18 protein-coding genes are annotated in these 21453 nt (G+C 61.3%); 9 read left to right on the top strand and 9 right to left on the bottom strand.

The window, feature by feature from the left end; all coding sequences use genetic code 11:
* Positions 1 to 276 precede the first annotated feature (276 nt).
* On the top strand, positions 277 to 1344 hold the full coding sequence (locus EK23_RS11005; protein WP_158002494.1) for an EAL and HDOD domain-containing protein: 1068 nt from the start codon (positions 277 to 279) through the stop codon (positions 1342 to 1344).
* A gap of 18 nt (positions 1345 to 1362) precedes the next feature.
* Here the strand turns inward: EK23_RS11005 and EK23_RS11000 are convergent, their stop codons facing one another.
* Positions 1363 to 3507: a YgiQ family radical SAM protein gene (locus EK23_RS11000; protein ID WP_045225422.1), complete on the bottom strand. Its 2145-nt coding sequence runs from the start codon at positions 3505 to 3507 to the stop codon at positions 1363 to 1365.
* Positions 3508 to 4091: 584 nt separating this feature from the next.
* On the opposite strand from EK23_RS11000, the gene EK23_RS10995 reads away from it, so the two are divergent.
* Both EK23_RS10995 and EK23_RS10985 read left to right on the top strand, forming a co-directional pair.
* Positions 4092 to 4766, top strand: coding sequence for a VPLPA-CTERM sorting domain-containing protein (locus EK23_RS10995; protein ID WP_045225421.1), 675 nt, complete (start codon positions 4092 to 4094; stop codon positions 4764 to 4766).
* Positions 4767 to 5249: 483 nt separating this feature from the next.
* Positions 5250 to 6311: a hypothetical protein gene (locus EK23_RS10985; RefSeq protein ID WP_045225419.1), complete on the top strand. Its 1062-nt coding sequence runs from the start codon at positions 5250 to 5252 to the stop codon at positions 6309 to 6311.
* An 8-nt stretch (positions 6312 to 6319) separates the two neighbouring features.
* Here the strand turns inward: EK23_RS10985 and trpC are convergent, their stop codons facing one another.
* The 6 genes from trpC to rpe form a co-directional block, all read right to left on the bottom strand.
* The gene (trpC, locus tag EK23_RS10980) at positions 6320 to 7123 is read right to left on the bottom strand and encodes an indole-3-glycerol phosphate synthase TrpC (RefSeq protein WP_045225418.1); all 804 of its coding nucleotides are present in this window, start codon (positions 7121 to 7123) and stop codon (positions 6320 to 6322) included.
* Positions 7124 to 7214: 91 nt separating this feature from the next.
* On the bottom strand, positions 7215 to 8234 hold the full coding sequence (trpD, locus tag EK23_RS10975) for an anthranilate phosphoribosyltransferase (RefSeq protein WP_045225417.1): 1020 nt from the start codon (positions 8232 to 8234) through the stop codon (positions 7215 to 7217).
* 14 nt (positions 8235 to 8248) lie between these two features.
* Complete coding sequence (locus tag EK23_RS10970; protein WP_200892145.1) at positions 8249 to 8818, bottom strand: anthranilate synthase component II; 570 nt, start codon at positions 8816 to 8818, stop codon at positions 8249 to 8251.
* 14 nt (positions 8819 to 8832) lie between these two features.
* The gene (gene trpE, locus EK23_RS10965) at positions 8833 to 10320 is read right to left on the bottom strand and encodes an anthranilate synthase component I (RefSeq protein WP_045225415.1); all 1488 of its coding nucleotides are present in this window, start codon (positions 10318 to 10320) and stop codon (positions 8833 to 8835) included.
* Positions 10321 to 10468: 148 nt separating this feature from the next.
* Positions 10469 to 11152, bottom strand: coding sequence for a phosphoglycolate phosphatase (locus EK23_RS10960; protein ID WP_045225414.1), 684 nt, complete (start codon positions 11150 to 11152; stop codon positions 10469 to 10471).
* Complete coding sequence (rpe, locus tag EK23_RS10955; RefSeq protein ID WP_045225413.1) at positions 11152 to 11844, bottom strand: ribulose-phosphate 3-epimerase; 693 nt, start codon at positions 11842 to 11844, stop codon at positions 11152 to 11154. Before rpe ends, EK23_RS10960 begins: the two co-directional genes overlap by 1 nt.
* Before the next feature lie 181 nt (positions 11845 to 12025).
* Here rpe and polA point away from each other — a divergent pair, with 181 nt between their 5' ends.
* From polA to EK23_RS10925, 6 genes are all read left to right on the top strand, one after another.
* Positions 12026 to 14737: a DNA polymerase I gene (polA, locus tag EK23_RS10950; RefSeq protein ID WP_045225412.1), complete on the top strand. Its 2712-nt coding sequence runs from the start codon at positions 12026 to 12028 to the stop codon at positions 14735 to 14737.
* 75 nt (positions 14738 to 14812) lie between these two features.
* The gene (locus tag EK23_RS10945; protein WP_045225411.1) at positions 14813 to 15937 is read left to right on the top strand and encodes a GNAT family N-acetyltransferase; all 1125 of its coding nucleotides are present in this window, start codon (positions 14813 to 14815) and stop codon (positions 15935 to 15937) included.
* A 52-nt stretch (positions 15938 to 15989) separates the two neighbouring features.
* Positions 15990 to 17075 (top strand): GNAT family N-acetyltransferase, encoded by a 1086-nt coding sequence (locus EK23_RS10940; RefSeq protein WP_158002493.1) that lies wholly within the window; start codon positions 15990 to 15992, stop codon positions 17073 to 17075.
* A gap of 35 nt (positions 17076 to 17110) precedes the next feature.
* Entirely contained in the window at positions 17111 to 17932 is an 822-nt protein-coding gene (locus tag EK23_RS10935; protein ID WP_235282012.1) for a GNAT family N-acetyltransferase, read from the top strand.
* Between the two features lie 67 nt (positions 17933 to 17999).
* Positions 18000 to 18845 carry a radical SAM protein gene (locus EK23_RS10930; RefSeq protein ID WP_045225408.1) on the top strand — a complete coding sequence of 282 codons (846 nt, stop codon included), beginning with the start codon at positions 18000 to 18002 and terminating at the stop codon, positions 18843 to 18845.
* A complete protein-coding gene (locus EK23_RS10925; protein WP_045225407.1) occupies positions 18842 to 19066 on the top strand; it encodes a hypothetical protein in 225 nt (74 codons plus the stop codon). The genes EK23_RS10930 and EK23_RS10925 overlap by 4 nt, the downstream gene beginning before the upstream one ends.
* A 102-nt stretch (positions 19067 to 19168) precedes the next feature.
* Here EK23_RS10925 and rsgA read toward each other — a convergent pair whose 3' ends face one another.
* Together rsgA and EK23_RS10915 are read right to left on the bottom strand one after the other, a co-directional pair.
* Complete coding sequence (gene rsgA, locus EK23_RS10920; protein ID WP_082054112.1) at positions 19169 to 20116, bottom strand: ribosome small subunit-dependent GTPase A; 948 nt, start codon at positions 20114 to 20116, stop codon at positions 19169 to 19171.
* 7 nt (positions 20117 to 20123) lie between these two features.
* Positions 20124 to 21368, bottom strand: coding sequence for a M48 family metallopeptidase (locus EK23_RS10915; RefSeq protein WP_045225406.1), 1245 nt, complete (start codon positions 21366 to 21368; stop codon positions 20124 to 20126).
* Between the last annotated feature and the right edge of the window lie 85 nt (positions 21369 to 21453).

The following is a 21453-nucleotide window of genomic DNA, read 5'->3' as shown; positions in this document are numbered from 1 at the left end:
TTAGTGTTATCCAAGCAATTCCGTAGGTTGAGGAGGTTAATAATTCCTTGCGGCCGAGTTGAATACGCGGTTCTTGTGTTTGCCTCGGCCATTGCTAAACTCCGGAGCACCCAACCCATAGACATGACTCGAGTTCGAATGTTCGACGGACTGATAGCCCGCCTCCCAATTTATGACCGTTCCCTCGGAATCTATGGCTATGAGTTGAAGCTTTGCAGCGGTAATGCATGGCGTGCCGGTGTCGGGGATGATCCTGCGTGTTTGGCGGCGTCACTGGTGGATGCATCCAGAGACCTGGCGCTGGAATCCATCGTAGGGGACAACGTAAGCTTGATCCGTTTGCCTGCGGAACTCTTGCCCTGCTGCGAGCATGTGGCCTGGCCGCGCAACCGCCTGGTGTTTGCGCTGCCAGAGTCGGCAATCGCAGACCCGGAAAGCGCGAGGCTCATCGGCGAACTTGCGAGCCAGGGGGTGCGGATTGCGGTGGACAACCTGACCCAGAGTCTGAGTGCGCTGCAAAAAGAGGCCGGATTCATATCGCTGTGCAGCATGGAAGCGGGTGCGACAGGTGGCTTTAGCCAGCTCACAGCGGCGCCGCCACCGCAACGCAGGCCCCATTTTCTGGTTCGCGCATTGGAAACCGCCGACCAGTACGATTACTTCCAGCGGCTCGGTTTCGATTTCTACGAAGGCTCGTTTTTCGTGCATCCGCGGCTGATCCACGGGACCGAAATTCCCGCCGACCGGCTATCCGCGCTCAAACTTCTTAGCTATCTGCAAGACCCTGAGGTGGGGATCAGGCAGGTCGAGGAGATGGTCAGTAACGACGTCACCCTCAGCTACAAGTTGCTGCGCCTGATCAATTCAGCCTACTTCGGCATGCCCCGGCAAGTCGAGTCCATCAAGCGTGCCGTCGTCTTCTTCGGTCTGCAGCGCATCAAGAATTGGGTGAGCGTGGCCCTGGTCAATGCCATCGAGTTTAGGCCGCGAGAATTGATGAACATGGCGCTGGTACGGGCCAAGACCTGCGAGACGATAGCCCAGAACCTGGGGCGCGAAGCCACGGAGTCCTACCACATTGCCGGCCTTTTCTCGCTGCTGGACGCCATCATGGACGCGCCCATGGCCTACATTCTGGAAAAGCTGCGCCTGCACGACGAGATCAATCAGGCCTTGCTGCACGGGGCGGGCCCCATCGGTGAAGTGCTACAGTTTACGCTGGCTCTCGAGCGGGGCGCTTTTGATGAAGTGGGCGGTAAAGGCATAACCGCGCAAGCCGCCCCATTACAATGCTATATCGACGCGATCACCTACGCCTCGGAGATTGGCAAGCAACTGCGCTGAACTGCCTTCGGTTGTGGGTTAGCGTTTTGCGCGCGTAGGCCTGCCATCCTTGGGCAGTCCCGTATGCTGAGTGCGGAAGGACAGGGCCTTGCGACTGACGCGCTTGCCTTCACCTTCCTCGCCCGTTCCTACCGGTTGAAACCGGGGCACCAGATGGTGCTTGCCGTTGCCTATCAGGTCGGCACGGCCCATGCGCTTGAGCGCATCCCGCAACAATGGCCAGTTATTGGGATCGTGGTAACGGAGAAAAGCCTTGTGCAAGCGCCGCTGCTTCATTGAGCGGGGCACGGGGACCGGCTCGCTGACGCGCGTGACCTTATGCAGGGGGTTCTTGCCCGAATGGTACATGGCAGTCGCGGTCGCCATAGGCGAGGGCAGGAATGCCTGTACCTGGTCGGCACGGAAGCCATTGCGCTTGAGCCAGAGCGCGAGATTGAGCATGTCCTCATCGCTGGTTCCGGGATGTGCCGCGATGAAATACGGGATCAGGTACTGCTCCTTGCCTGCTTCGCGGGAATACTTGTCGAACAGCAGCTTGAAGCGGTCGTAGGTGCCGATACCCGGCTTCATCATCTTTGAAAGCGGCCCGGGTTCGGTATGCTCCGGGGCGATTTTCAGATAGCCGCCCACATGATGGGAGGCGAGTTCCTTGACATACTCAGGCGAAAGCACTGCCAGATCGTAACGCAGGCCTGACGCGACGAGTATCTTCTTGATGCCCGGAATTGCGCGGGCTCGGCGGTACAAGCGAATCAGCGGGCCGTGGTCAGTGATCAGGTTCTTACACACGCCGGGGAAGACGCAGGAAGGACGGCGGCAGCTTGCCTCGATGTCAGGGCTCTTACAGGTCAGCCGGTACATGTTGGCAGTGGGGCCGCCCAAGTCCGAAATGATGCCGGTGAACGCGGGCGATATATCCCGGATCGCCTCGATTTCGCGGATGATGGAATCCTCCGAGCGGCTTTGAATGATACGGCCCTCATGCTCGGTGATGGAGCAAAAGGTGCATCCGCCAAAGCAGCCGCGCATGATGGTGACCGAGTGCTGGATCATCTCGAAGGCTGGGATCTTTGACTCCTCATAGGAGCGGTGCGGCAGGCGGCTATAGGGCAAGCCGTAGACGCCGTCCATCTCCGCCGTGGTCAGTGGAATCGGCGGCGGATTCAACCAGACGTCACGGTCGCCGTGACGTTGCACCAGGGCGCGGGCGTTGCCAGGGTTGGTTTCCTGGTGCAGGACCCGGGACGCGTGGGCATACAGCACGGCATCATCCCGAACTGCTTCAAAGGCCGGTAGGCGAATGACGGTGCGCTCTCGCTGCGTCAGCGCTGAAATGTGCCGAAAACGGACTGGCTTGTCGCCGGGTGTCAGCGATGCGTCCTGGGCGACAGGGGCACAGGCAGGCGGCTCGGCCGCGTATGGGTTGCCTGGAGGGGCGACAAGGCCTGGCTCATCCACGCGGCTGGAGTCCAGTTCATGCCAATCTGCGGGTAGGCCCTTAAGCATGAACGCGGTACCGCGGATGTCGGTCAATGCCTCAACGGATTCCCCCTTGGCAAGCCGGTGCGCGATTTCGACCACCTGTCTCTCCCCATTCCCATAGACCAGCAGGTCGGCCTTGCTGTCCACCAGGACTGAACGGCGAACCTTGTCCGACCAGTAATCGTAGTGAGCGATGCGCCGGAGGCTGGCCTCGATGCCTCCAAGAACGATGGGTACATCCCGGTAGGCCTCTCGGCAGCGCTGCGCGTAGACCAGGACGCAGCGGTCAGGACGCTTGTCTGCTTCTCCGCCGGGGGTATAGGCATCGTTGGATCGAATGCGGCGGTCCGAGGTATAGCGGTTGACCATGGAGTCCATGTTGCCGCCTGTGACCCCGAAAAACAGGTTTGGGCGGCCCAATCTCTGAAAATCCACGGCACTGTGCCAGGCCGGCTGGGCAAGGATGCCCACGCGAAAGCCCTGGGCTTCCAAAAGCCGCCCGATCAGGGCCATGCCAAAACTCGGGTGGTCTACGTAGGCATCGCCGGTAACCAACACGACATCGCACGAGTCCCAACCCAGCGTATCCATTTCGGCTCGGCATGTAGGCAATTGCGGAGCAATGCCGAAACGCTTTGCCCAGTATTTGCGGTAGGAGAATAGGTCTGGGGCGCTCTGCATGATGGTTATGGTGGATCGACGAAGTCTCATTTTAACCCAATTGATCTGCCGAGGCGGCTCCAAGCTGTTGAGTCGGGTCGCAGGATGGAGTGCGCCGCGGATGACTCATTCCGCCACAACAGGGTCCGCGCGGATTGGAAGCCCGCGATCGTGTGCCAGTCGGTCGCATGTACTCCGGATTGGGAGGCGCGCGGGCGATGTGGAAATTTGGGGTGGACAATAAAAAATTTAAAGTTTCAGAAAATTGAACAATCGAATTGTGCCCGCAAACGCGGTGGCAGATGCCCTGCAAACTGTGTCAGCTAGCGGTCTTCACCCTTTTTGCTGAATGTCAAATTTGTGCCGCAGTTCACATTTGCAATTCAAAAATTAGTGTCTATGCTCAAAAGGCATGTAACTATCTATGTGATTTCTAAAGAAATTTCGTAAGAATGGTTATTACGGAAGCAGTCCTTCGGGGTTTGGCCGCCGGCTGGAGGCCATGCAGCAGTGGTCGTTGAGTCGATGTCCAGGGGGTGTTGCTTGTACTCGGTGAAATCACTCGCAAATTGCTTTTCCAGAACTGGATAAATAGGAGCTTTAGCATGAAATTTGCCTATTCAGTCGTTTTTTTGGTGCTGGCGTTTACTTTGTCGATATTCAGCAGCGACAGCTACGCTGCGATTCCGCCAGAGGGGTTTCCGCGTTTCTTCTCTTCGGTGACGGTGGATCTCGATCCATATGGCAGTGACGGCGGCTTCACCCTCACTGCAAAAAACAAGGCTGGAGGGGAGTTCTATTTCGCCATGCTCGACGGCGGGACTCAGTACACCGTCTACAACGGTGGGTTCGAATTGGTTGCCAACTTTAACAGTTCCTCGGATTTTGTCGGGGGGAGCGTCGCTATCAGCGGCCTGCTGTGGCCTGCGGAACTGCCTCCGCCGAGGTCTGGCATCTCCGATAATCTCTTTTCTGCGGATCTGGTGGAGGCCGATGCTAGCCAGTTTCTGTTCTCCAATCCCAACCCGTCGATCGGATTCAGGTCTTTGTTCAGCTCCTTTGGTGGTTGGGCCGCCCAATTTGCCAACACTGACGAGAGCGTTTATCTGACGCTAGATCCGCAATCAGGCAACATTCTTGACCTATTCGGCAGTCTGTTCGATGGCAGCACAAAGACTGTCACGACCGTTCCAGTTCCGCCCGCCGTATGGTTACTGATCAGCGCCTTGGCGTCGCTGTCTGTGATTGGCCGCCGCCGTTCTTTGGATTCAGCGGCCTAAAAGCTTTCTCATCTGCTTCGATTTCTCGTTCGCTGTGCTTTGAGTGGTGCCGTGGGTTCAAATTGCCCACGGCTTTTTTTCTCCTGGGTTGAGCACCGTAAGAAATTCTATTGGGACTTAAACTGGCTCCCGCTTTGAACCGCCGCAATGGCGGTTGACTCATCAGATTGCGAAGATCCTCTCCTTTTGTCCTCATCAAGCCAATGGCTTAGTCGCCGCGCATCACGCGCATGAACTGCGTTGCTAAAAGCTGGATTCCGGAAATCTGCAGCCTTGGAGCTCGCTCGCCTGGATCTATGTCACGCCCCGACTTCAAGGACTGCGCAGGCCATCTCAATTCTCTCAGATCATCCGTGACGCTCAGGACCGTCTGATTCGGCGGTGGCGGCATAGGCGGGATTGCGTAGTCAAATTGCCGGCTTGACGCTATCGCCATACTTCGTGTCATTATCATTTCTCGCACGAAGCTAGGGAGTTGCGGCCATGATCATGGTCTTCATCACTGCGGAGCATACCTATACGTGGCCGAGGTTTCTGGCTACGTCCGGACAGGTTCTGGCCTCTCAGGTTCAACTCATCCCTTACGGCAGTAAGGTTGATGTGATGAACCTACCTTCGGGTGTGGCGATTTTTACCGATATCGATCGACTGTTGCTCTTTCAGAAGGCGGCCGCTGCGCGGGTTCATGAGCACATTACGCGCGAGCGGCCTGACATCTTGGTCCTGAACAGTCCCAGTGGCTCGCTGTTGCGTTACGAACTGCTCAACCTGCTTTTCGAGCGGGGCATCAACCGATTTGCCGTCTATCGTGCCGACGGACCATGGGCTTCAGCCCGCTATCCCGTGTTCGTCCGAGTGGCAAATGACCATAACGCACCGCGCACCAGCTTGCTGTCGTCAGCGGCGGAAGTCGAAGCGGAGATTCAGCGCCTGATTGGGCTGGAGCGCTGGAAAAGCGGCAAGACCTCGGCGAGCAAACCAAAGGGAGGCCCCGGTCATGCAGAGGTTACACCGGTGTGGCGGGACCGGTCACTGACCGGTTTCATTTCCCGTGTGCGGCGGCGGATCCATAGGCGGCGCGATATCATCGTGTCCGAATTCTCCGCGACGGCGGATTCGGTCGGGCTCTATAACAAATATGGCGCCTTTGTGGTGGGACGCCACATCGTACCGGCCCACCTGTGGTTTTCAAGGCGCTGGGTCGTCAAATTCTCATCCTCCGAGCAGGAGCAAGTCCATCTTAATCGGGAGTTGGATTACCTCTGTCAAAACCCGCATGCCGAGAAATTGCGGGAAATCTGTTCGCTGGCCCAGATCCAGTTTGGCCGGATCGACTACAGCGTGGATCAGGATGGCAACCTGCAGGTTTGGGAGATCAATACCAATCCCGTGATTCTGCCGACGATTTCCGATCCCGAGTTGGCTGCCAAGCGAGAGAGGTCGCACAGGCTGTTTGCCGCAGGTTTTGTAGCAGCGCTGAGGGACCTCAATGCAGCGGCCGAGGAAATGACGTTGGACGGCGCTGCCGCCGCTGGCGAAGTCTGATCGGTTAATCAGGCTGCAAAGAAGAGATGCTTGAGGCGCTCCCCCGGGTTGTCGGCGCGCATGAAGGCTTCTCCCACCAGGAAGGCATGCACTCCGCGCTCCCGCATGTAGGCTACATCGGCGGGTTCCAGGATGCCGCTCTCGGTCACGACGGTCCGCTCCGGGCCGATCATGGGCAGCAGGTCCAAGGTGGTCTGCAGCGATACGTCGAAGGTTCGCAGGTTGCGGTTGTTGATGCCCACCAGCGGCAATTCCAAGGGCAACACCTGTTCCAGTTCCGCCGCGTCGTGCACCTCGATCAGCACGTCCATGCCCAGTTCGCCGGCCAGGCGTGCCAGATCAGCCATGGTGGCTTTGTCCAGCGCGGCAGCGATCAGCAGGATGCAATCCGCTCCGATGGCTCGCGCTTCGTAAACCTGATAGGGATCGATGAGAAAATCCTTGCGGATGACTGGCAGGTAACAGGCATTGCGGGCCATTTCCAGGTAGGCCTCTGCGCCCTGAAAGAAATCCCGGTCGGTCAGTACCGATAGACAGGCCGCACCACCGGCCTCATAGCTGCGCGCGATCTCGCCGGGCCGGAAGTCTTCCCGCAACACGCCCTTGCTGGGCGAGGCCTTCTTGATTTCTGCTATGACCGCCGCCTGGCCCTTGGCTAGCCGATTCCGTATCGACTTCACAAACCCGCGGGCCGGACCCGCCGCTTCGGCCATGGACCGCAGTTCCGGCAGGCTGATCTTGGCTTGGCGTTCGGTGATCTCTTCCCGCTTGCGGGCAAGGATTTTCTTCAGGATGTCAGGTGGGTTGTTCATGTGCGCTAGCGTGCGTGATTCGGTAAGCGTGATCTGCTGGCTTTGGGGCCAGAGTTCGGGTCGTCAAAGCGAGAGGCACAAGCCCGCGCCGTCAGGCGAAACTCCGGCTCAAGCTTACCAGTTCGTCCAATTTCCGCCGTGCGGCGCCTGAGCCGATGACTTCCCGAGCCCGCTCCACACCGGCCTCAAGACTGTCTGCCAGGTTGGCCGCGTAGATGGCGGCCCCGGCATTGAGAGCGACGATGTCCGCGGCGGGTCCAGCTTGGCCATCGAGCACGCCGAGCATGATCTTGAGACTGGCGCCAACGGTGTCCACCGCGAGTTTCGTGAGCGGGGCCATGGCGATGCCGAACTGTTCCGGACTCACCTTGTAAGTCGTCACCTGGCCGCCCTTCAGCTCGGCGACCAGTGTCGGCGACGCGATGCTGATTTCATCCAGCCCGTCGTCGGCGTGGACGACCAGCACGTGCTGGCTGCCGAGCTTTCTCAAGACTTGGGCCAGGGGCTCCACCCAGCGCTGCGCGAAGACGCCGACCAACTGGTTGGTGGCGCCCGCCGGGTTGGTGAGGGGGCCCAGCAAGTTGAACAGGGTGCGAACGCCGATTTCGCGGCGCGGACCGATGGCGTATTTCATGGCGCCGTGGTGACGCTGCGCAAACAGGAAGCCCACGCCCACCTGATCGATACAGGCTTTTACCTGGTCCGGCGTCAGGTCCAGATTGACCCCGGCGGCTTCCAGCACATCGGCGCTGCCGGAACGCCCGGAGGCCGAGCGGCTGCCGTGCTTAGCCACCTGGCCGCCCGCCGCCGCCACCACGAAGGCTGAGGTCGTGGAGATGTTGAAGGTGTTGGCGCCGTCGCCGCCGGTACCACAGGTGTCGATCACGTGGGGGCCGGTCACCTTGACCTTGGTCGCCATTTCCCGCAGCACCTCCGCAGCCGCCGCCACTTCTTCCACGGTCTCGCCCTTGGCGCGCAGGGCGATGAGGAAGGCTCCGATCTGCGCCGGCGTGGCTCCGCCGCTCATGATGGTGCGCATGAGCAGGCGCATCTCGGAGGGTGTCAGGTCTTTGTGGTCCAGCAAGGTTTGCAGGGCCTTGGGCATGTCCATGGGAATCAGGCTCCTCAGTGGGTCAGGAAGTTCCGCAGCAGGTCGTGCCCTTGCTCGGTCATGATGGATTCCGGGTGAAATTGCACACCCTCGATGGGGAGCGTCTTGTGACGCACGCCCATGATCTCGTCAAGGTTGCCGTCGCGGTCCTCGGTCCAGGCGGTGATCTCCAGGCATTCCGGCAGGCTGGCCCGCTCGATGACCAGGGAGTGGTAACGGGTGGCCTGGAACGGATTGTTCAACCCCTTGAACACCCCGGTGTCCTTGTGGTGCACCATGGAGGTCTTGCCGTGCATGATGCTCTTGGCATGGATGATGTTTCCGCCAAAGGCATGGCCGATGCTCTGGTGCCCCAGGCACACACCCAGAATAGGATATTTCCCGGCGTAGCGGTGGATTGCGGCCACCGAAATGCCGGCTTCCTTCGGCGTGCAGGGGCCGGGCGAGATCACGAGCTTGTCGGGATTGATGCGCTCGATTTCCTCCACTGCGATCTGGTCGTTGCGCACCACTTCCACCTCGGCGCCCAGTTCCGCCAGATACTGCACCAGGTTATAGGTGAAGGAATCGTAGTTGTCGATCATCAGGATGCGGGCGCTCACAGGCTTTCTCCCTTCTCCAGGCCGGACTCGGCCATGGCCACAGCACGGAACACCGCGCGGCCCTTGTTCATGGTCTCTTCCCATTCATTCAGGGGAATCGAATCGTGGACGATGCCGGCGCCGGCCTGGATGTGCAGCATGCCATCCTTGATCACGGCGGTGCGGATGGCGATGGCGGTATCCAGGTTGCCGGACCAGCCGATATATCCCACGGCGCCCGAGTAGACGCCACGTTTCACGGGCTCCAGTTCGGCGATGATCTCCATGGCGCGAATCTTCGGCGCGCCGCTGACGGTGCCGGCGGGGAAGGTGGCGGCCAGCACGTCGAAGGCGTTTTTGCCCGCCTTCAGCTTTCCGGTGACGTTGGAGACGATGTGCATGACATGAGAGTAGCGCTCGATGATCATCTTGTCGGTGACCCGCACGCTGCCGGTTTCCGCCACCCGACCCGCGTCATTGCGGCCCAGGTCGATGAGCATCAGGTGCTCGGCGATTTCCTTGGGGTCCGCCAGCAGGTCTTTTTCCAGCGCCACGTCTTCCTCGGGCGTGCGTCCGCGACGGCGGGTGCCGGCGATGGGACGTACGGTGACGGTGTCGTCCTCCAGACGCACCAGGATTTCCGGCGAGGAGCCGACGATGTGGAAGTCGCCCAGATTCAACTGGTACATGTAAGGGGACGGATTGAGGCAACGCAGTGCCCGATACAGGTCCAGGGGCGAGGCCGCGTAAGGGATGGACAGCCGCTGCGACAAAACCACCTGCATGGTGTCGCCCTCGACGATGTAATCCTTGACCCGGCGTACCGCGTTCTCGAAACCCTCCTGGGTGAAGCCGGAAACGAAGTCGGCTTCCTCCACCTGGCGCCCTTCGGACTTGGGACTTGGCGGCAAGGCCTGTTCCCGGAGTCGGGCCACCAATTCATCCAGCTTCGCCTCGGCTCTGTTATAGGCGTCCGGTTCCGTGGGGTCGGCGTGGGTGATGATCAGCAGCTTGCCGCTGAGATTGTCGAACACCAGTACCTGGTCCGAGACCATGAGCAAAATGTCCGGATTGCCGAGCGGGTCAGGCTTTTCCCGCAGCAGCCGCGGTTCGATGTAACCGATGGTTTCGTAACCGAAATACCCTACCAGTCCGCCGGTGAAGCGGGGGAGTCCGGCGATGTCGGGCACGCGGAAACGGCCCGAATATTCCTCGATCCACTGCAATGGGTCTTGCACGCGGTGTGACTCCAGGGGCGCGCCGTCGTGCTCGATGCCGATGTCCAGGCCGCGGACCCGGATGATGGTGCGGCACGGCAGGCCGATGATGGAGTAGCGGCCCCATTGTTCGCCGCCGTGAACGGATTCGAATAGGTAGGAATAGGGCGCGTCCGCCAGCTTGAGGTAGGCGCTCAACGGCGTGTCCAGGTCGGCAAGCACCTGGCGGGCGACTGGAATTCGATTGTAGCCTTGTGCGGCGTACTGCTTGAATTGTTCGGGCGTCATGATTGGTTCTGAAAAGGTGACTGAATGGCGTGGCTGTCCGGTGGGCAGCCGTGGGGTGCCGGCAAGCGCCAAAGGGGCGCTTTACGCGGCAACGCGAGTCGTGATTTCAGGACGCCATCGTTCGCGCATGTGGATGGGGGACATGGCTTCAGGCCGCCTTCCTCAGCAGATTCGGGAGTTCCGCAAGGGAGCCGACCAGTGCGTCGGGCTTCAGATCCTCGATGCGCTCACATCGGTGATACCCGTAGGGCACGCAGACGATACCGTAGCCCGCGGCCCGCGCTGCCTCCACGTCGTTCTCCGAATCGCCCACCATCAGGCACTGCCCCGGCTGTAGTGCGAACCGCTCCGCGGTCTTGAGCAACGGCTCGGGGTGAGGCTTGTGCTGCGTGAACTCGTTGCCACAGCCAATATAGTCCAGCAGGCCGCTGACGCCCAGTTGCTCCAGCAAGGGTCCGGTAAAGTCCGAGTGCTTGTTGGTCAGGCAGGCCAGGCGATAGCCTTGCCCTCTGAGCAGGGTCAGGCCTTCCATGACGCCCGGGAATAGCCGGCTGTACCGGCACAGGTTGGCGGCATACAGCTCAAGGTAGGACTGCAAAGCGGCGGCAAAACCTTCGGGTTCTCGTTCGGGCCACATCTCGCCGGTCAGTGCGCGCGTGACCAGCATGGGCACGCCGTTACCGATCCAGGGTCGCACTTTCTCAAGCCCGGCGGGCGGCCGTCCAAGCGTTTCCAGCAGGGTGTCCGCGCAGTACGCGAGGTCCGGCGCGCTATCGACCAGGGTGCCGTCGAGATCGAAGACGATGAGCTGGGGGCGCGCCGGGAGGGTCATCAGCGTTTGGCGAGGGCCAGTTCGTCCCGCAGGGACTTGATGATGGAATCGTAGCGGTTGGGATCGCTGTCCTTCCCCGCGCCGAACACGGCCGAACCTGCTACGAAGGTATCCACGCCGGCCTCGGCGATTTCGCGGATGTTCTTGACATTCACGCCGCCGTCGATCTCCAGGCGGATGTCACGACCGGTGGCATCGATGCGCTTGCGCACCTCGCGGGCCTTATCCAGCACGTAGGGAATGAAGGACTGGCCGCCGAAGCCCGGATTCACGGACATCAGCAGGATCATGTCCACCTTGTCCATGACATAGTCCAGGTAGCTCAGGGGCGTCGCCGGGTTGAACACCAGGCCGCACTTGCAGCCGTTATCCTTCACCAACTGCAGGCTGCGGTCGATGTGCTCGGTGGCCTCGGGGTGGAAGGTGATGTAGCTGGCGCCGGCTTTGGCGAAATCCGGGATGATGCGGTCCACGGGCCTGATCATCAGGTGCACGTCGATCGGCGCGGTGACGCCGTGCTTGCGCAGCGCCTCACACACCAGCGGGCCGATGGTCAGATTGGGCACGTAATGGTTGTCCATCACGTCGAAATGGACGACGTCGGCACCGGCGTTCAGGGTGTTCACGACCTCTTCGCCGAGTCGCGCGAAGTCGGCGGACAAAATAGACGGTGCAATCCAGTTTTCGTTCATCTTTCAGGCTCGCTCATGGTTTGATCTGGTCCGTGCTCCGGCGGTCTGTTAGGGTAGGCCATGGCCCACCGCAGGGAGCTTGAAGCCGCGGATAAGGCCCGCTATTTTCACATTTCGCTCCGACGCGGGCAAGCAAGGCGCTCGCCGGAAAGCTCCAGACCTTTTGAACCCGGATGGATCGATGTCCCAGGATACCCAAAACGCCCTCGTGCTCGTGGACGGCTCTTCCTTTTTATACCGCGCCTACCATGCCCTGCCGCCTCTGACCAATTCCAGGGGCGAGCCCACCGGCGCCATTTTCGGCGTGGCCAACATGCTGCGAAAGCTGCTGTCCGATTATGCAACCGAGCACCTGGCGGTGGTGTTCGACGCGCCGGGCAAGACGTTTCGCGACGAGGCCTACGAGCACTACAAGTCCCACCGCCCGCCCATGCCCGACGACTTGCGCGCGCAGACAGCGCCCCTGCACGAACTGGTGCGCGCGATGGGCATTCCGCTGCTAATGGTGGGCGGAGTGGAGGCGGATGATGTGATCGGCACGCTGACCCGTCAGGCGGTGGAGGCGGGCTTCAGCGTGCTGATCTCCACGGGCGACAAGGACATGGCGCAGTTGGTGAACGAAAGGGTGACCCTAGAGAACACCATGAGCAATACGCGCATGGACGTGGAAGGGGTCAAGGCAAAGTTCGGCGTACCGCCGGAGCGCATCATCGATTATCTCGCCCTGGTGGGAGACACGTCCGACAACATCCCCGGCGTGCCCAAGTGCGGGCCGAAGACCGCCGCCAAGTGGCTGACGGATTTTGGCAGCCTGGACGCCTTGATGGCCCGGGCCGACGAGGTGGGGGGCAAGATCGGCGAGAGTCTGCGCGCGAGCCTTGAGGCCATTCCGCTGTCCCGGCAGCTGGCGACCATCAAGTGCGATGTGGAACTGGACCTGCGTCCGCAGGATCTGCAGCGCCAGCCGGCCGATACGGAAGCCCTACGCGAACTGCTCTTCCGTTTCGAGTTCCATGCCTGGCTCAGGCAGTTGGAGGCGCCGGCAGATCCGCCTCCCGTGCCGGCACCGCCGTCCGACACGCCGGCTAGCCACTACGAGGCGGTGCTCACCGAGGCGCAATTGAACCGCTGGCTGGAGAAGCTGGAGCGAGCGGAGGTGTTCGCCTTCGACACCGAGACCACCAGCCTGGCCTACATGCAGGCGCAGATCGTCGGTGTCTCCTTCGCGGTCACGGCCGGTGAGGCCGCTTATGTCCCGCTGGCTCATGACTATCCGGGGGTACCGCACCAACTAGCGCGGGACGTGGTTCTGGCGCGGCTGAAACCCTTGCTGGAGGACGAGAACCGGCCGAAGCTGGGCCAGAATCTCAAGTACGACGCCAGTGTGCTGGCGAACCACGGCATCGCGCTGCGCGGCATACGCCACGACACCATGCTGGAGTCCTATGTATTCAACAGCACCGCCACGCGCCACGACATGGATTCCCTGGCGGCCTTCTATCTCAACCAGGCGACCATCCACTACGAGGATGTGGCCGGCAAGGGCGCCAAGCAGATTCCTTTCGCCGCGGTGGATGTGGAGCGGGCGACGGAGTATGCGGCGGAGGATGCCGATATCACCCTAAGATTGCACCAGCATCTGTGGCCCCAATTGCAGGCGACGGAGCCGCTGAGGAAGCTGTATCAGGAGATCGAGATGCCCCTGGTGCCGGTGCTCTCGCGCATTGAGCGCACCGGGGTGCTCGTGGATGTGTTCATGCTGGCGGGGCAGGGCGGCGAGTTGGAGCGCCGCATCCACGAAATCGAGCAGGCTGCTTACGACTGTGCCGGCCAGCGCTTCAACCTCGGCTCCCCCAAGCAGATCCAGACCATCCTGTTCGACAAGATGAACTTGCCGGTTATCAAGAAGACGCCCAAGGGCCAGCCATCCACGGACGAATCGGTGCTGCAGGATCTCGCCGAGATCTACGATCTGCCACGGCTGATCCTGGAACACCGCTCCATGTCCAAGCTCAAGTCCACCTATATCGACCGCCTGCCGGAGCAGGTGGACCCGCGCAGCGGCCGGGTGCATACCTCCTATCATCAGGCGGTGGCGGCCACGGGGCGGCTGTCGTCCTCCGATCCCAATCTGCAGAACATTCCCGTGCGCACCGAGGAGGGACGGCGGATCCGCCAGGCCTTCATCGCGCCACCGGGACACCAATTGATGGCCGCCGACTATTCCCAGATCGAGCTGCGCATCATGGCCCATCTGTCCGGCGACCAGAGCCTGCTGGACGCCTTCTCGGCCGGTGCGGACATACACCGCGCCACCGCCGCCGAAGTTTTCGAAACCGCCCTGGATCAGGTCACCCCGGACCAGCGCCGCGCCGCCAAGGCCATCAACTTCGGGCTGATCTATGGCATGTCCGCCTTTGGCCTGGCCAAGCAACTGGGCGTGGCGCGGGAAAAGGCGCAGCTCTATGTCGATCTATACTTTCTTCGCTATCCGGGGGTGAAGGCCTACATGGAGCGCACCCGGCAACTGGCGCGGGATCAGGGCTATGTGGAGACGCTGTTCGGGCGGCGCCTGTATATCCCCGATATCCACGCCAAGAGCGCCCAGCGCAGGCAGTACGCCGAGCGCACCGCGATCAACGCGCCCATGCAGGGCACCGCGGCGGATATCATCAAACGCGCCATGATCGCGGTAGACGCCTGGATACAGGCGGAGCAGCCGCCGGTCCGGATGATCATGCAGGTGCATGACGAGCTGGTATTCGAGGTGGAAGAGGCTTTTGTGGAAGAAGCCGTTATCCGGGTCCGGCAGCTGATGTCGGTGGCGGCTAGCCTGAACGTGCCGCTGCTGGTGGAAGTGGGTGTCGGCGCCAACTGGGATGAAGCGCACTGAAGGGGCGCCGTTGGCGGGGCGGCGGATCGGCCCGGCATTCAATCGATGCAGCTTAACAATGGATACAGGAACACGATGATCACGGTCAGACTGGTAGAAACCCTGGATGAGTTTGCGGCACTGGAGCCTGCCTTCGACAAGCTCTCGATCGAGAGCGAATCCCCTCATCCACACCTGGCCTTCTCCTGGCTCTACCTCTGGTACAAGCACTTCGGAGCGGGGCAGGATCTGTTCCTGCTGGTGGCGGAAGAGGGCAGTGGCGAAAGATTGGAGGTCGTCGGTATCGCCCCCTTGATGATCTACCGCGAGCGGACCGTGAACGGGCTGGTCGATTACCGCACGGTGCGGCTGATCGGCCACGATTTCACTGACCGTAATGACTTCATCGTGAGCGCCGGTCAGCGCGAGGCGATCATTGACGCCCTGGCCGATAGCCTGTTCGCCCGGCGCTCCCGTTGGGACCGTCTTGTGTTGCGGCATCTGAACGATGCATCGCCCACTTTCAAACCTCTGTGCCGGGCTCTCGGGCGTAAGGGCTGCCGAGTGGAAATGGCCGCTCTGGCGACTTGTCCCTGGATCGACGTGGAAGGAAGCTTCGACGACTATTTCAAGACACGCGGACGCAACCTCACGGGCGACGTAGGTCGCCGCTGGCGGCGACTGAAAGATGCGGGGATTGAGCCGGAGCTGCAGATCCTGGCCCGTCTCGACGAAGGCCTACTCGATGAAATCCGCGTGATCGACCGCGCGCGCACCGAGGCGACGGCGGGGCGACAATCAGTGTTCTTGGACGAGCGCAAACGGGATTTTGTTGCGGAACTGGTCGAGAGGCTCAATGAAAGTGGGGCCTGGCGGATTTACGTGTTCCGGCACCAGGGCGTTTTATTGAGCTATTACATCTGCTACGACTGCGCCGGCACCCTGCATTTCTGGGTAACGTCCTATAACGTCGCCTATGAGCAGTATTCCCTGGGCAAGGTGCTGCTCAAGCTGGTGGTGGAGGATTGCTTTCGACAAGGGTTCCAGCATTTCGATTTCATGATCGGCGACGAGGAATACAAGCGACGCTGGACGGACCGGATGAGCGTCAACCATGTGTTGACCGTCACACCCAACAGCCTCAAGAACCGGGGCGTCCGGCTGTTTGGAAGCCTTGTTGCAACGGTGCGCAAATTGAAAGGCCGCAACCAGGGAGGCTGAACCGATGCTGTTCAAGGCGAAGCGAATCGCCCACTTGGAGAGGGGTGGATTCATGGCACGCGGACTTTCTCGTGCCGATATCAGCGACGATATCCTGTCCCGGTGGCGGGAACTGGAGGCGCGATCCCTGGAGGGTAATGCCTACCTTTCACCGCATTTCGTCATGCCTGCCGCGCGTCACCTGAATCCGGATGCCGATCTGGTTTTCGTACTGGTAAGCCGCTCTGGCGATTCCGGCGATGAGCTCTGCGGTCTCGGTGTATTTGAACGCCGGCATGGCGACAGGCACTTCCCGTTGCCCTATTGGCGAGCCTACAAATCGCGTCATTCGTTCCTGACCGGGATTCTGGTCGACGCACGCTTTCCTGAGGCGGTCCTGGACGCCTGCTTTGCCTTTCTCAAGCAGGAGCGGCTGGCCATCGATTTTCCGGAATGCCTGGCTGAGGGCAAACTGGCCGATCACCTGCGCCAAGCCGCGGCGCGTGGCGGCTGGCTGTGGGAAAGCCGTTACGAAATCAACCGTGCCTTTATGGTCCCTGACCGCTGCGGCGATAGCTACATCGACGCGACCGTATCTCCCAAGTCCAGGAAGCGTTTGCGTTCCCAGGCCAATCGGCTGGCACAGCAAGGGGAGATGAGCTGGCAGCTTTCCAGGGGCGAAGATCCAGATTGCGTGGAGCGTTTGCTGGAACTGGAGCACATGGGGTGGAAGGGCGAGGAAGGCACTTCGCTCCGCGCCGGCTCGGGGGATGAAGCCTTCTTTCGCGCCATGGTGGCAGGATTCTCCGGTGAGCGTCGGATTTTTTTCACGGAACTGCGGGTGGGTGGGGAGGTCATAGCCTCCACTGTGAACCTGATTTCCGGCAAACGCGGGTTTGCCTTCAAGATGGGTTGGAATCCTGCGTTCGCGCCTTTCAGCCCTAGCATTCTCAACGTATTGGAGCTGACTCGCCAGGCCGGAACGGAACTGGCCGAGTTGGAACTGGTTGACAGCGGGGCCGGTGAAGGCTCCTTTGTGGATAAACTCTGGGAGGGGCGTTACACGGTGGCGGCCGGGGCGTTTCGGCATGCGTCGCTTCCAGGGCCGGTTCTGGGCGGCATACGGTTCTTAAGGCAGTTGCGGGACCGGCTGAGGTGATGATGGCAAGCGATCAATCCTTTGTGATACGGCCGATGACAAGGTCGGAACTCAAGACGGTCCGTGGCTGGGCGGAAGAAGAAGGCTGGAACCCTGGCCTCCATGATTGCGACACCTATTACGGTACGGATCCCGGCGGTTACCTTTCGGGGCATGTGGACGGCGAAATGGTCGCCGCCATCTCCGCAGTGCGATACGGCGAAGGCTTCGGTTTCGTCGGGCTGTACATCGTGCGCCCCTCTTTCCGCGGCCAGGGCTACGGCATGCGCATGTGGAACGCCGGTCTTGCCAACCTGGGCACGCGGGTTGCCGGGCTGGATGGCGTGGTGCAGCGCCAGGGCGACTACCGGCGCAGCGGGTTTGCTCTGGCCTTCCGCAACATGCGTTACTGCGGTGTGACAGCCCCTGCCACGGCCAGACCCGATGAGCTGGTTCCGCTGCAGTCTATTTCCTTTGACGCATTGCTTCGTTACGATGCCCGCATGTTCCCGGCTGAAAGGCGGACTTTCCTTCAGGGCTGGATAAACCAGGCGGGCAGCCAGGGATTCGTCTCGCGGCGCGACGGCGGCATTTCTGGCTATGGTGTGATACGCCCGGCGGCCAGCGGATATCGCATAGGACCTTTGTTTGCCGACGATCCTGAAACGGCGGAGGCTCTGTTTGCAGCGCTGGCCGGCAGCGTTCCCACCGGTCAGCCCCTGTATCTGGATTTGCCCGAGCCGAACGGGCAGGCGCTGCAATTGGCGGAACGGCATGGCATGTCACTGGTTTTCGAAACGGCCAGGATGTACAAAGGACCCGCCCCGGAGTTGCCGCTGGACCGGATTTACGGTATCACCACCTTCGAACTGGGATGACCGTGAGCTCGTCCAACTAGCTAATGTTCTTTGCGGGGACCCCGCGTTTCCCGTGCACTGACCGAAAATGCTGAGTACAAAAGACCACAGCCGCGATGCCGCCGGGCTGACCTATGTGTATCCCGTCATTTCCCGACGCAGCGGCGGACTGTCCGTCGGCATCAACCTGAATCCCAATAATGCCTGCAACTGGCATTGTGTCTATTGCCAGGTGCCTGGCCTCACCCGGGGCAGCGCCCCTGCCGTCGACCTGCAACGGCTTCACGAGGAACTGACGGGCTTTCTGCGCTCGGTCCTGGATGGCAGTTTTTGCGCCCATTTCGGCGTGGCTCCGGAGAACGGGGTGATTCGTGACATTGCCATCTCCGGGAACGGGGAGCCGACCAGCGCGCCGAATTTCGACCAGGTAGCGGCGGTCATTCATCAGGTCGCGCGATCCCTGGACCTTGGCAGTGAAGTCAAGCGCGTACTCATCAGCAATGGCAGCCTGATGCGGCGCAGTCTGGTGCAGCGGGGGCTGAGGATCTGGCGCAGCATGGGCGGCGAGGTCTGGTTCAAGGTGGATAGTGGCACCGAGGCTGGTCGCAGGCGCATCAACGGGGTCAATCTGGGCACGGGCGTGTTGCTCGGAAATCTGGAGGCGGTGGCCGGGATCTGTCCCACCTGGATCCAGAGCTGTGTATTCAGCTACGACGGAGAGGTGCCCAGCGTAGCCGAACGCAGCGCCTACCTGGCCTTGCTGGGCAAGGCCCGTATGGCCGGGATACCCCTTGAGGGCGTGCTGCTCTATGGGCTGGCACGGCCTTCCATGCAGGCGGAAGCGCCGCGTCTGGCCGTTTTGCCCTCCGGCTGGCTGGAAGGCTTTGCGGCGGAAATCCGGAAGCTCGGCTACAACGTCAAGGTGAGCTTGTGAACAGCGACTATCAGCCCATCGACTGCGGCTTTCATGATGAATTGCAGATGCGGGCGATCCGAGGCGGCGTCGCGCTCATCCTCTATCGCGACGAGGCCGGCCGGGAGCATCAAATTCGCGATGTGATCATGGATGTGTATGCCCGCGCCGGCGCCGAGTACCTGCGGCTGCGCGGCGGAGAAGAAATCCGGCTGGACCGGCTGCTGAGAGTGGTTGGCTGAGTCCTTGCTGCTTCCCATCATGCCGGCATGTGCCTTAGGGCGAGCTTTGCCCAGGCCTTCGCCGCCTTTTCGGATCGGCTCGGAGTCGCGATTCTCTGCCAGCTACGCTACTGCATCGGGCGAAATGAGCTTTTCCAGCAGGCGGCTGTAGCGTTCGTAACGCGCAAGGCTGACGGCGCCAGCTTCCACCGCCTCACGCACCCCGCAGCCCTTGTCCTTGAGATGCCGGCAATTGTTGAAGCGGCAGTTGGGAATATGGGCCTGGAACTCGCGGTAGCCCCAGGCGAGGGACTGCTCCGTGATCTCTGCCAATCCGAACACAGCGACCCCGGGGCTGTCGATGAGGTCACCGCCGCCCGGCAGATGGTACAAAGTCGCCGCAGTCGTGGTGTGGCGGCCCAGGCCGCTCCTTTCGGAAATTTCGCCGATGCGCAGGTTCTTTTCCGGCAGCAAGGTGTTGGTGAGGGAGGACTTACCGACCCCCGATTGCCCGGCCAGCATGCTGCAATGGCCCGCCAGTCCTTGCCTCAACGCATCCAGTCCCAGGTTCTGTTTCGCGCTGATCCGGTGCAGCGGGTAACCGATGCGGGCATAGTCTTCAAGGGCTGCATCGTGCGCTCCCTGGGCGAGATCGAGCTTGTTGTACACGATCTCGACGGCGATATCCCGGTTCTGGCACACGGCGAGATACTGATCCACCAGTAGCCAATCCGGTTCCGGCGTCGGGGCAATCACCACGAAGACGCGATCCAGGTTGGCGGCCACGCAGCGGATCTTGCCGCCATAGGCCGGGCGCGTCAGCAGGGAGCGGCGCGGCAGGATTGCCTCGACGCGTCCCTGATCCTGGCCGCAGGCGCTCCACAAAACCCGGTCCCCGACCGCGGCGTCGCCCAGTCGACGCCGGGTGTGACACAGGATGATGGCGCCGTCTTCAGCCTCCACCGCCAGACCTTTGCCCAGGTGGCTGACGACCAGGCCGTTCAACTCGGGCCCGGTCGCTGTCGCCTGTTCGTCTCCTGCGCCTGAACCCCGGCGCCGGCTGCCGGCCATGCGCCGGTCAGGAGGCCTTGGTGCTCAGGTTGGCGATGCGGATGGCGGCCGGGGGATGGCTGTAATGGAAGGCGGAATAGAGGGGGTCAGGCGTCAGCGTCGCGGCATTGTCGCGGTAGAGCTTGACCAGCGCGCTGATGAGAAAACGTGGCTTGGCCTGCTCGGCGGCGAAGTCGTCGGCCTCGAACTCATGCTTGCGCTGGAAATAGGCGGTGATCGGCTGCAGGAACAGGGTGAAGGCGGGAGAGGCCAGCATGAAGAGTAAAAGAGCCGTGGCATTGGATTGTACGCTCACGCCCAGACCCTGGTAAAACCAGCCCTGTCCTGCCAGCCAGCCCAGCAGGGCGAAGGCAATGAGGGTCATGATGGCGCTGGCGATGAGCATCTTCAGCAAATGCTTGCGCTTGAAGTGGCCGAGTTCGTGGGCCAGGACCGCCTCCAACTCGTCGTGGCTGAGGGAGTTGATCAGGGTGTCGAAGAACACGATGCGCTTGTTGCTGCCCAGTCCCGTGAAATAGGCGTTGCCGTGGCTGGACCGGCGCGAACCGTCCATGACGAAGATGCCCTTGCTCTGGAAGCCGCAACGAGCCAGCAAGGATTCGATGCGGCTGCGCAGGGTCTGGTCCTCCAGGGGCGAGAACTTGTTGAACAACGGCGCGATGAAGGTGGGAACGGCCCAGCTCATGAAAATGGAAAATACTTGGATGAAGGCCCAGGCCACCAGCCACCACAGGGGACCGATGCTGTCCATGACCCACAGGATCACCGCCAGCAGGGCGCCACCGATGGCGACCAGCAGCGCGAATTGCAAGACCAGATCTTTCGCGTACTGTGTCGGCGTATTGCGATTGAAGCCGTATTTCTCCTCGATGACGAAGGTCTGGTAAATGCCCAGCGGCAGCTCAAGCAGTTGCATGAGCACCATGGTGGTGAGTATCACGCCGACCCCGGTGAGGGTGGGCGAGAGCTCAAGGCCCTGCCACAGGCCCGCGATCCATTCGATCCCGCCGCCCAGGGTGAAAGCCAGCAAGAGCACGAGGCTGACCACACGGTTGATTTCGCCCAGTCGGCCCTTGGCCAGGGTGTAGTCCGCGGCCTTCTGGTGCGCTTCCAGAGTGATGGTTTCGCGGAAGGCTTCCGGAACCTGGTCGCGGTTTGCCTGGACATGGGCGAAATGCCGGCGCGAGAGCCAGAACTCCACGGCGAAGGACAAGGCGAGGGCGATCAGGAAGACGACGGTAAAGGTATTCATGGCGTGCCGGTAGGGTATTCCAAAAGTGGACACAGAGTAGCCTCAGGCCCAGGCGGTGACAAGCGGAAAGCGCCTTGTGCGCCGG

The organism is Methyloterricola oryzae (assembly GCF_000934725.1).
GTDB classification, from domain to species: Bacteria; Pseudomonadota; Gammaproteobacteria; order Methylococcales; family Methylococcaceae; genus Methyloterricola; species Methyloterricola oryzae.
This window is presented reverse-complemented; position numbering and strand designations above follow the sequence as displayed.